The 8,626-nt window shown below is 72.7% G+C and carries 12 protein-coding genes and 1 pseudogene; 3 read left to right on the forward strand and 10 right to left on the reverse strand.

Annotated features, from left to right (window positions below):
* The first annotated feature begins 159 nt into the window (after nucleotides 1–159).
* On the forward strand, nucleotides 160–696 hold the full coding sequence (locus L0B03_RS10240; RefSeq protein ID WP_250445698.1) for a TetR/AcrR family transcriptional regulator: 537 nt from the start codon (nucleotides 160–162) through the stop codon (nucleotides 694–696).
* A gap of 9 nt (nucleotides 697–705) precedes the next feature.
* On the opposite strand, the gene L0B03_RS10245 is transcribed toward L0B03_RS10240, so the two are convergent.
* The 10 genes from L0B03_RS10245 to L0B03_RS10290 form a co-directional block, all read right to left on the reverse strand.
* Nucleotides 706–1,218, reverse strand: coding sequence for a DUF1990 family protein (locus L0B03_RS10245; RefSeq protein ID WP_250445699.1), 513 nt, complete (start codon nucleotides 1,216–1,218; stop codon nucleotides 706–708).
* Nucleotides 1,219–1,228: 10 nt separating this feature from the next.
* Nucleotides 1,229–1,687: a GNAT family N-acetyltransferase gene (locus tag L0B03_RS10250; protein WP_250445700.1), complete on the reverse strand. Its 459-nt coding sequence runs from the start codon at nucleotides 1,685–1,687 to the stop codon at nucleotides 1,229–1,231.
* A complete protein-coding gene (locus tag L0B03_RS10255; protein WP_250445701.1) occupies nucleotides 1,684–2,502 on the reverse strand; it encodes an anti-sigma factor domain-containing protein in 819 nt (272 codons plus the stop codon). Before L0B03_RS10255 ends, L0B03_RS10250 begins: the two co-directional genes overlap by 4 nt.
* Nucleotides 2,483–3,157 carry an RNA polymerase sigma factor gene (locus tag L0B03_RS10260; RefSeq protein ID WP_250445702.1) on the reverse strand — a complete coding sequence of 225 codons (675 nt, stop codon included), beginning with the start codon at nucleotides 3,155–3,157 and terminating at the stop codon, nucleotides 2,483–2,485. Before L0B03_RS10260 ends, L0B03_RS10255 begins: the two co-directional genes overlap by 20 nt.
* Nucleotides 3,157–3,825: a class F sortase gene (locus tag L0B03_RS10265; protein ID WP_250445703.1), complete on the reverse strand. Its 669-nt coding sequence runs from the start codon at nucleotides 3,823–3,825 to the stop codon at nucleotides 3,157–3,159. The genes L0B03_RS10260 and L0B03_RS10265 overlap by 1 nt, the downstream gene beginning before the upstream one ends.
* Nucleotides 3,826–3,988: 163 nt before the next feature.
* Complete coding sequence (locus L0B03_RS10270) at nucleotides 3,989–4,819, reverse strand: DUF4397 domain-containing protein (RefSeq protein ID WP_250445704.1); 831 nt, start codon at nucleotides 4,817–4,819, stop codon at nucleotides 3,989–3,991.
* A gap of 152 nt (nucleotides 4,820–4,971) precedes the next feature.
* Nucleotides 4,972–5,604: a DUF305 domain-containing protein gene (locus L0B03_RS10275; RefSeq protein WP_250445705.1), complete on the reverse strand. Its 633-nt coding sequence runs from the start codon at nucleotides 5,602–5,604 to the stop codon at nucleotides 4,972–4,974.
* 78 nt (nucleotides 5,605–5,682) lie between these two features.
* Entirely contained in the window at nucleotides 5,683–6,309 is a 627-nt protein-coding gene (locus L0B03_RS10280) for a peroxiredoxin (protein WP_250445706.1), read from the reverse strand.
* A complete protein-coding gene (locus tag L0B03_RS10285; protein WP_250445707.1) occupies nucleotides 6,306–7,238 on the reverse strand; it encodes a cytochrome c biogenesis CcdA family protein in 933 nt (310 codons plus the stop codon). Before L0B03_RS10285 ends, L0B03_RS10280 begins: the two co-directional genes overlap by 4 nt.
* 1 nt (nucleotide 7,239) lies before the next feature.
* Nucleotides 7,240–7,533: a glutaredoxin family protein gene (locus L0B03_RS10290; RefSeq protein ID WP_250445708.1), complete on the reverse strand. Its 294-nt coding sequence runs from the start codon at nucleotides 7,531–7,533 to the stop codon at nucleotides 7,240–7,242.
* Nucleotides 7,534–7,661: 128 nt separating this feature from the next.
* Here L0B03_RS10290 and L0B03_RS10295 point away from each other — a divergent pair, with 128 nt between their 5' ends.
* On the forward strand, nucleotides 7,662–8,393 hold the full coding sequence (locus L0B03_RS10295) for a response regulator transcription factor (protein WP_250445709.1): 732 nt from the start codon (nucleotides 7,662–7,664) through the stop codon (nucleotides 8,391–8,393).
* Nucleotides 8,390–8,626: pseudogene (locus L0B03_RS10300) on the forward strand (two-component sensor histidine kinase); the annotation flags it as partial. The gene L0B03_RS10295 and the pseudogene L0B03_RS10300, both read left to right, overlap by 4 nt.

Genomic DNA, 8,626 nt, shown 5'->3' on the forward strand with positions numbered 1-8,626 from the left:
CGAGTCCCACGCCTGGGCGCGCCCGGCGCCGCGGCGCACCGCCAGGTGGGCGCCCGCGCGGGTGCCGAGCGTGGCGATGACGAGGGGGATGAGGAGTGTCACGGGGACCTCGCTAGAGACGCTGGGTAAATCTTGTCGGTGACAAGTTACACTGACAAGATGGAGACGTACCACCACGGTTCGTTGCGCGCCGAGCTCCTCGGGCTGGCAGCAGAGACGCTCGAGAGCTCAGGCGTCCACGCACTCAGCCTGCGTGACCTCGCCCGCAGGGCGGGTGTGTCCCACGCAGCCCCGATCCACCACTTCGGCACCCGGACGGGCCTGCTGACCGAGCTGGCCCGCCAAGGGTTCGAGGGCCTGGCTGCGGTGCTGTCCGACGCCGGCGACGACCTCTACGACGCGGGTGTGGCCTACGTGCGCTGGGGTGTCGGCCACCCCGGCCTGTACGGGGTCATGTGGCAGACGGAGCTCCTCGACCGCACGCACGAACCCCTCGAGCGCGCCCGCCGCGACGCGTGGCACCACCTCGAGCGCTGCCTCGGCCCGTCCACCGAGGCGCGGCGGACCGATGCGCTGGCCGCCTTCGCCCTCGTGCACGGCGTCGTCCAGCTGATCCTCAGCGGGGCTGAGCCCCGCATCCAGGACGACGAGGCGTCCTTGCGTGACCTCCTCCGCAGGCTCACGCCGGCGAGCTGACCCCTCCGGTCAGTCCAGCCGCACCGCGAGGTAGCGCCGGGTGACGACGTCCTGCACGGCCCTGGTCACCGGGGCGGCCAGGCGCGCGTACCAGCGGGCGGGGCGCGAGAAGCCCACGACGTGCAACCAGACGCCCCCGTCGAGGTCGAGGCGGACGATGAAGGACTCCTCGCCGGCCTCCGGGTGACCGGCGCGCGAGCCGTAGGCGAAGCCCCGCCGGCTCTCCTCGTCGACGACGGCCACCACTCGGTTGGGCGCCCGGACCAGCACCGGGCCCAGAGGCAGGCCGACCTCGACGTCCGCACCCGTCACGGCTGTGCGGGCGGAGGTCGCCACGGTGAGCCCGGCACGGCGGTGCAGCTCCCAGGTCAGGACCGCGTCCGCGTACCGCGTGAAGGTCTCGTGCCCGGACCCGACGCGCACCCGGTACCGCAGGTGCCGGTAGCCGTCCGGCAGGTGCTCCCTCAAGGAGCCGCCCACCTCCGGGTAGGTCAGGTCAGGGTGGGAGCTCCGTGTAGCCATGACCGCCTTCCTACGGTGTCGTGCTGTAGACGATCACCGGCGCACGAACGGCGACCCGGTCGTAGAGCCGCTGGGCGTCCTCGTTCGTCTCCCGTGTCGTCCAGCGCACGACGTCGTGCCCGTCGCGGCGGGCCTCGGCGCGCACGGCGTCGATCAACGCCCCCGCCAGGCCCTGCCCCCGCGTGGCGGGTGCCACGTACAGGTCGTCGATCCACAGGCCTGCGCTCGCGGTGATGGGCCGCTCGAAGCGCCGGTAGTGGACGAAGCCCCTGGGACGGCCCCCCGAGTGGGCGAGCAGGCAGCGCGTCTGGGCCTCGCCGTCCAGCACCCACGACCACACCACGTCGAGCTTCTCGTCGCGCAACGTGATGTCGCCGCCCGCCGCGTACTCCCGGAAGAGCTCGCCCCAGTCGTCTCGATCAGCTGGCCCGGCGGGCCTGATCACCGGAGGGGCGGCGTCTACGGTCACACGTCCAGGATGCCCCGGATGATGCTGTCCCCGGAGTGATTCGGGTCGCCGTCGTAGGGCTCGGCGGACACGTCGACGACCGCGAAGTCGTCCAGGTCCAGGCCGGAGGGCACCGTGAACGTCCCCTCGGAGCCCTCGAGCACGCCGAGGCTGACGAGTCGGGTGACCTCGCGGTCGATGAGCCAGACCTCGCGGTAGCCGTCGGCGTCGTCGGAGGTGTCGAGGGACACGACGATCTGGCGGGTGCCGTCGTCTGCCTCGTGGACCTGGGCCGCGCCGGTGGCGTCCCAGCCGGGCAACGGGTCGAGCGCAGCCTCGGCGACCACGGGGGCGGGGACCTCGGAGTCGAGCAGGCCACCTCCCCACACGGCCCCGCCCACGCCACCGACCACGACGCCGGCCGCGGCGGCAGCCATGACCCACGGGGCCCGACGGCGCCGCAGGGGCACGACGTTGCTGGGGGAGTCGTCCTCAGGGGTGGTCGAGGGCGGAGCCGGCGCCGAGCCGGAGGCCGTCGTCGTGCTGTCCTCGGGAGCGACCGGGACGGAAGCGACCGGCGCGACGGGCGCCGTCTCGCCGTCGGGGGCGAGCCCCGGGCTCAGGTCCAGCTCTGCGTGGATCCGGCCCCACACGCCGGCGGGGGCCGGGACGGGCGCATCCTCGGGGGTGACGGTGCGCGCGGTCGTGACGACGGAGGCGAGCTCGGCGACCTCGGCGGCGCAGGAGGCGCACGCCTCGAGGTGGGCGCGGGTCGCGTCGTCGACGGGCTCGCCGAGGGCGGCCAGTGCCAGGACCTCAGGGTCGACGTGCTCCATGCTCCACCTCCAATCGGTCGCGCAGTCGCGTGAGACTACGTCTGATGTGGCTCTTAACGGTGCCCAGGGGCAGGTCGAGCCGGGATGAGATCTGGTCGTGCGTCAAGTCGTCGTAGAAGGCCAGGGACAGGATGGTCCGTTGCGGTTCACCCAGGCGAGCCAGCTCGTCCGCGACAGTCACCCGATCGGCGACCGAGGCCATCTCCGACTCCGGTTCGGGCCCCGTGGTCGTGGCGACCGCGAGCTCGTTGCGTCGGTCCCGGGCCCGGCGCTGGTGCACGTCGGCGATCGCATTGCGGGTGATGCCCGTGAGCCACGCCGGGAGGGGCGAGCGCCCGGGGTCGAAGCCGGTCCGCCCGCGCCACGCGGCGACGAACACCTGCTGGGTCACGTCCTCGGCGTCGGTCGAGTCGCGCAGCGCCCGGAAGGCCAACGTGTGGACGAAGGCCGACCAGCGCCGGAACGCCTCGGCGAGCGCTGACTCCTCGCCCTGCGCGAAGGCCTGGCCGAGGTCCGCATCGGTCCACGCCTCACGGACGTCGAGCGGCACGGTCGGGGGAGAGGCGCTCAGGACGATCCTCCTCGGCTCGGTCGTCGTCGACGGTCGTGGTCTGGCTCGGAGCCCCGCGGCCGGGGCCGCGGTGAGCACGCTCATCATGCACCGACAGGCACCGCGGTGACGATCACGTTATCGGTGTAGCTGCCGGCCTCGCGCACAAACGTACCGCCACAGGTGACCAGCACCAGTCGGTGCTCGCCGTCCCGCACGAAGACCTCGGGCCAGGTGACCTGAGGCTTGGCCAGGACCGTCACGTCGGTGACCGAGTACTCGACCGTGGCGCCGTCCGCCAGGGTCACCTCGACCGTGTCGCCCTCCTCGACGTCCATCAGCTTCGCGAACGGGCCCACGCCCGCCGAGGCGGCCGAGTCGACGTGGGCCGCGACCACGGCGGTGCCGTCCTCCTCCCCGGGGGACGCCCCGTACCGGTACCACCCGGCGCGCTCGGCCAGCGGGGGGATCTCCATCTGCCCGTCCTCCTCGACCCCCACCGGGTCGATCGGCAGGGAGATGTCCAGGGCGGGGATGGCCAGGCTCGCCGGTGCGACGGTGGTCGAGGCGGCCACGGCCTCGAGGTCGGTGGACTGCACCGGGACGTCGGGGAGCGGGGCCGCCGGGGCCTCGGGCTCCGCGGTCGGGGAGCTCACCGGGGCGGGGGCCTCGACGGTCGGCTCGGGGGTGGAGCTGCAGCCGACGAGGACGAGCACCGTCGCGGAGAGGAGGGCCGCTGCCGCTCGTCCGTGGTGGGGGGTGCTCCTCGACATGGTCGGCTCCGAAGCTGTGGTGGGGGAGGGGAGTTGCTGGGGGGTCGTGCTGCAGGGGGGCTGGTGGGTCGTCCTGCTGGGGGCGTGCAACCGGGCCGGCCGGCATCCAGGGCTCGTCGTGTCGGATGCCGGCCGACCCGGGGTCAGCGGGTCGTGCTGGGGGTCAGCGGTTGGCGGAAGCCATCTGCTGACGGCGCACGACGAGGGTGGCACCACCGGCGGCGAGCAGGAGCGCGCCACCGATCAGCCACGGAGCGGTCGAGGACTCGGCCGCGAGGCCCAGCTCACCCGACGGGACGCCCGACGGCGAGGAGTGCAGGCCCTCGATGGTCTGGACGGCGAGGTCCAGGTTGTCGTCCTCGAGGCTGCCCCACGCGTAGACGATCGTGTTGACGCCCTCGGCGACGTCGACGTCGGCCGGGCCGATCACGGGCTCGGTGGTGCCGGTCGCGGCCACGGCGGCCGGGACGGTCCCGGCGGGAAGGTTCAGGACCTCCTCGTCAGGGTTCGACAGGTTGGTGATCACCGCGTCCTCACCGGCGAGGATGTCCACGGCGGGGGCGGCAGCCGCGTGACGCACGGTCAGGCGGCCCTCACCGGCCTCGGTGGCCGAGATGTCGTTGGTGAAGAGCGACGCGGTCGGCTCGCCCTCGGCCGTGAGGTGCGCGGCCGCGGTGTAGTTCATGCCGGCCTCGAGGGGCAGGTCGATGGGGCCGATGGCCGGCTCGGAGTCGTCCGCGGCGTCGGAGGCCGTGATGGCGACGCTGTAGGTGCCGGCGGGCAGCTCGAGGGGGCCAGCCAGGTCGCCGGGCTCGAAGTCGTCGAGGGTCAGCTCGCCGTCCACGTACACGTCGACCGTGAGGTCGGGCACGCCGTGGAGCACGGACAGCATGGCCATGTCGTCGGTCGCGGCGGTGGCGGGCGCTGCTGCGGCCATCGCCAGGGCGAGGCCGGCAGCGCCGGCGGTGCCGGCAGAGATGAGACGGGTGCGCATGGTGGTCCTCCTGTTTCCTGCCCCGAGGGGCACGGGAACTGCTTGACACACCTACTACGGCGCGGGGGGCGCGCCTGGATGCACCCGGATCAAGATTTCTTCCCGGGCCACGTTCCGCGACCCTCTCGAGGCCTCACCGCGCGCCCGGCGGGTCAGAGGTCGTCGAGCAGGCCTCGCATCTCGGTGATCTCCCGGGCCTGGTCGTCGATGACCTTGCCGGCCAGCTCCCGTGCGTCCGGGTTCTCACCGTCGGCCAGGTGTGTCTCGGCCATCTCGATGGCGCCGCGGTGGTGGGCGATCATCAGCTCGAGGAAGCGGCGGTCGAGCTCCATGCCCTCAAGCCCCTCGAGCTCCGTCATGGCCTCGCCCTGATCCATTCCCTCCATGTCCATGCCGGCGTGGTCCATCGCGCCGTGCTGCGCCTCACCCGGCATGTCCTCACCCCAGGCGGCCAGCCAGCCGGACATGAGGTCGATCTCGGGTCCCTGGGCGGCGGCGATCCGCTCCCCGAGGGCGCGGACCTCCTCGGTGCCGCCGCGCTCCACCACGAGATCGGCCATCTCGATCGCGCCCTCGTGGTGGACGATCATCATCTGCGCGAACTGCGTGTCCGCGTCGTTGTGCGCGCCGTCCTCGTCGACCTCCTCCGCGGCGGACCGCTCGGTCGCAACGCTCCCGGTGTCCTCCGCTGCCGGGTCTGCGCCCCCGGAGCAGGCTGTCAGGAGGACGGTCGTGGTCAGGGCGGTCAGCGTGATGGTGATTCGACGGCGGGTGGGGTGCGTCATCGGGGGTCCTTCCAGGAGGGGCGGGCGTGCGGGTGGCGTGACCCACGGAGACAGAGGTGGATCGCACCGGAAGGGTGCTCAGAGCCGGGTGGTGACCTCCGCGAGAAGGTCCTCGGGGGCCAGCCACATCGACGGGTAGTTCCCGTGCCAGAGCTGGTTGCCGTCGGCGTCGACGAGCACGAAGCCGTGCCCGGGAAGTCCCTCGTGCATCCCCTTGCCGAGTGTGTCGTACGCGGCCGAGACGGTGCCGTCGTCGAGCAGGAAGGGAGCGGTGACCCCGAGGCGCTCGCGGTCGGTGTTGATCTGCTCGGCAGAGTTCATCACGATCGGCAGGACAGGGATGCCCGACTCGGCGAACACGGGGTCCTTCTCGATCTCCGCCATCTGCAGCAGGCACGAGTCGCAGCCGGCGCCCTCGTTGAAGTACAGGACCACGGGTTCGCCGCGGTAGTCGGCCAGGGAGACGCTGGAGCCGTCCGAGGCCGGCAGGGTGAAGTCCGGGGCGACGCGCACGTCGGTCGAGGTGGTGGGCCGGGAGGTGATGAGCGCCACCGCGATCAGGACCGCGATGATCAACGAGGCTGCCCCCCACGCGGCGCCGCTGAACCGTCGGCGGCGACGAGCCTGCTGGTCCTGGGCGGCGCGCACCTCCTCCAGGGCCTCCTGGCGGCGAGCGAGGCGGCGGGTGGCGGTTCCGGATGTCATCGAGTCACTTCTTCCGGGGTCGGGTCGGTGTGGCAGGTCGGGGCAGGACGCTCGGGGGGGCGGCGACGCGACCGGCGGTCGGCCAAGGTCGCCCACACGAAGACGGCGGCCAACGCCAGCAGCATCAGGCCCTGGACGGGCTCCGGGATCGGCGACAGCAGCTCCTGGAGGCGCCCGAAGGCGGTGGTCAGGGCACGGCTGGCGCTGTCCTGGATCGCCGACCCGCCGGTCATGTCGGAGCTCCCGGCGAGGGTGATGACGAAGACCCCCATGACCGCGAACCCGACGGCGACGGCGATGTTGAGGGTGTTCGTCACCAGGGTGCGTCCGGCCACGCGCAGCCGTACCACCTTGGCCTGGAGCAGCTTCCGGTCGCCCAGGCGGGCGCGGTCCCACACCAGGGCCATGACGAAGAGCGGGAACACCATCCCGAACACGTAGGCCAGTCCCAGGGCCAGACCACCGACCGCCGACCCGGACAGCACCGACAAGGTCATCACCCCGGCGAGGACTGGTGCGCAGCACGAGGAGGCGACGCCCGAGAACACGCCGAGGGAGAAGAAGCTCGCGGTGTCCCCCCTGGCGGTGTCGGGCGCGCGCAGGAACGACGGCAGGGACCACATCCGACCGGAGAGGGCGAGGGCCGCCAGGGCGATCATCAGCAGCCCGCCGGCCCAGTACAGAGGTGCGTGGTACTGCGCGATGGCACCGGCGATGAGGCCCATGCCGAGGGTGATCGGCACCAGCACGACAGCCAGGCCGGCGGCGAAGACGAAGGTCAGCGGCAGTAGACGCCACCGGGCGTTCTTGACGGCACCAGCCAGGTAGGACGGCGCCAGGAAGACGATGCAGCAGGGCGCGAAGAGGGCGACCCCGCCGGCGAAGAAGGCCGCGAGGATGCTCCCCGTGGTCAGCAGCTCACTACCCACGTCACGCACCCACCTGGACGAGCGGCAGGGCGCGGAGAGCCTTGGCGAGCTTCTTGCGCGGCAGGCGCCCCGAGGAGAAGTACTGGCCGTCGAGGAGCACCAGGGGGTTCATCGCCGGGCGGTGCGCGGCGACCAGTGCGCGCCCTTCGTCGGTGTCGATGCCGACGCTGCGGACCACGAGCGGGTGCTCCTGGGCCAGGGCGACGAGCGCCTCCTCGGCGTCGTGGCAGAAGTGGCACGCGGGGGCGTGCACGACGGTGACGACCGGGGGGTCGGTGGGTGCTGCGGTCGGCATGGCGACTCCTGCGGGGTTCGGTCGGGGCACGTCCAGCATCGGCGACCGCTGCTGAAGCCCCGCTCACGTCCGGATCAAGGTTTGATGAAGACGGCGGCGCGTCGACGCCTCACCGCCACAATGGGGAGGTGACCTCCCCCCGGACGACCTCGGCGCCCACCCGGCGTGCGGTCGTCGTCGACGACGAGCAGGCCCTGGCCCAGCTGGTCGCCGGGTACCTCGAGCGCGACGGGTTCCGTGTCCACGTCGTCCACGACGGTGCCGCGGCCGTCGAGGTGCTGCGCGAGGTGGACCCTGACCTCGTCGTGCTCGACCTGGGCCTGCCCGGCCTGGACGGCGTGGAGGTCTGCCGTCAGCTGCGGACCTTCTCCGACTGCTACGTGATCATGCTGACGGCCCGTGCGGAGGAGGTCGACACCCTGATCGGGCTGTCGGTCGGTGCCGACGACTACGTCACCAAGCCCTTCAGCCCCCGCGAGCTCATGGCCCGCGTCGGCGTGCTCCTGCGCCGGCCACGACGTCCGGCCACCCCGCCGTCCGCCGTCGCGGAGCGCCCCGTCGTGGAGGTCGGGCCGCTCGGCCTGGACCTCGACGCACGGGAGGTCCACCTCGACGGTCGCCTCGTGCCCCTGACCCGGACGGAGTTCGACGTCCTGGCGGTCCTCGCCTCCCGACCCGGCCGGGTGTTCAGCCGCCGGGCGCTCATCGAGGAGGTCTGGGGGGCGAACTGGGTGGGGGACGAGCACCTCGTCGACGTCCACGTGCTCCACGTCCGTCAGAAGCTGGGCGACAGCGCCGAGCGCCAACGGTTCGTCCGCACCGTACGCGGCGTCGGGTACCGCGTCGGGACCGGGGCGTGACCCGCCGCGGGCCGAGGCAGTGGGGCCTGGCCGGGCGCCTGCTCATCGCCCTCGGTGTGGTGATGCTCGTCGGCGCCCTGACGGCCTGGCTCGTGGCGTCCGCCGTCGGGCCACGGCTGTTCCACGAGCACATGCTTCGCGCCGGCCTGGCGGACTACGCCGCCGCCGTGACGCACGCCGAGCTCGCGTTCCGCGACGCCAGCGCGGTCTCGCTCGCCCTCGCCCTGGGAGCG

Origin of the sequence: Actinotalea sp. C106 (assembly GCF_023630195.1) — a bacterium.
Classification (GTDB): Bacteria; Actinomycetota; Actinomycetes; order Actinomycetales; family Cellulomonadaceae; genus Actinotalea.

Excerpts from the sequence above, each read along its gene's own strand:
- L0B03_RS10240 (WP_250445698.1), top strand. The coding sequence starts at position 160 with ATGGAGACGTACCACCACGGTTCGTTGCGCGCCGAGCTCCTCGGGCTG.
- L0B03_RS10245 (WP_250445699.1), bottom strand. The coding sequence starts at position 1,218 with ATGGCTACACGGAGCTCCCACCCTGACCTGACCTACCCGGAGGTGGGC.
- L0B03_RS10255 (WP_250445701.1), bottom strand. The coding sequence starts at position 2,502 with ATGGAGCACGTCGACCCTGAGGTCCTGGCACTGGCCGCCCTCGGCGAG.
- L0B03_RS10260 (WP_250445702.1), bottom strand. The coding sequence starts at position 3,157 with ATGAGCGTGCTCACCGCGGCCCCGGCCGCGGGGCTCCGAGCCAGACCA.
- L0B03_RS10265 (WP_250445703.1), bottom strand. The coding sequence starts at position 3,825 with ATGTCGAGGAGCACCCCCCACCACGGACGAGCGGCAGCGGCCCTCCTC.
- L0B03_RS10270 (WP_250445704.1), bottom strand. The coding sequence starts at position 4,819 with ATGCGCACCCGTCTCATCTCTGCCGGCACCGCCGGCGCTGCCGGCCTC.
- L0B03_RS10275 (WP_250445705.1), bottom strand. The coding sequence starts at position 5,604 with ATGACGCACCCCACCCGCCGTCGAATCACCATCACGCTGACCGCCCTG.
- L0B03_RS10280 (WP_250445706.1), bottom strand. The coding sequence starts at position 6,309 with ATGACATCCGGAACCGCCACCCGCCGCCTCGCTCGCCGCCAGGAGGCC.
- L0B03_RS10290 (WP_250445708.1), bottom strand. The coding sequence starts at position 7,533 with ATGCCGACCGCAGCACCCACCGACCCCCCGGTCGTCACCGTCGTGCAC.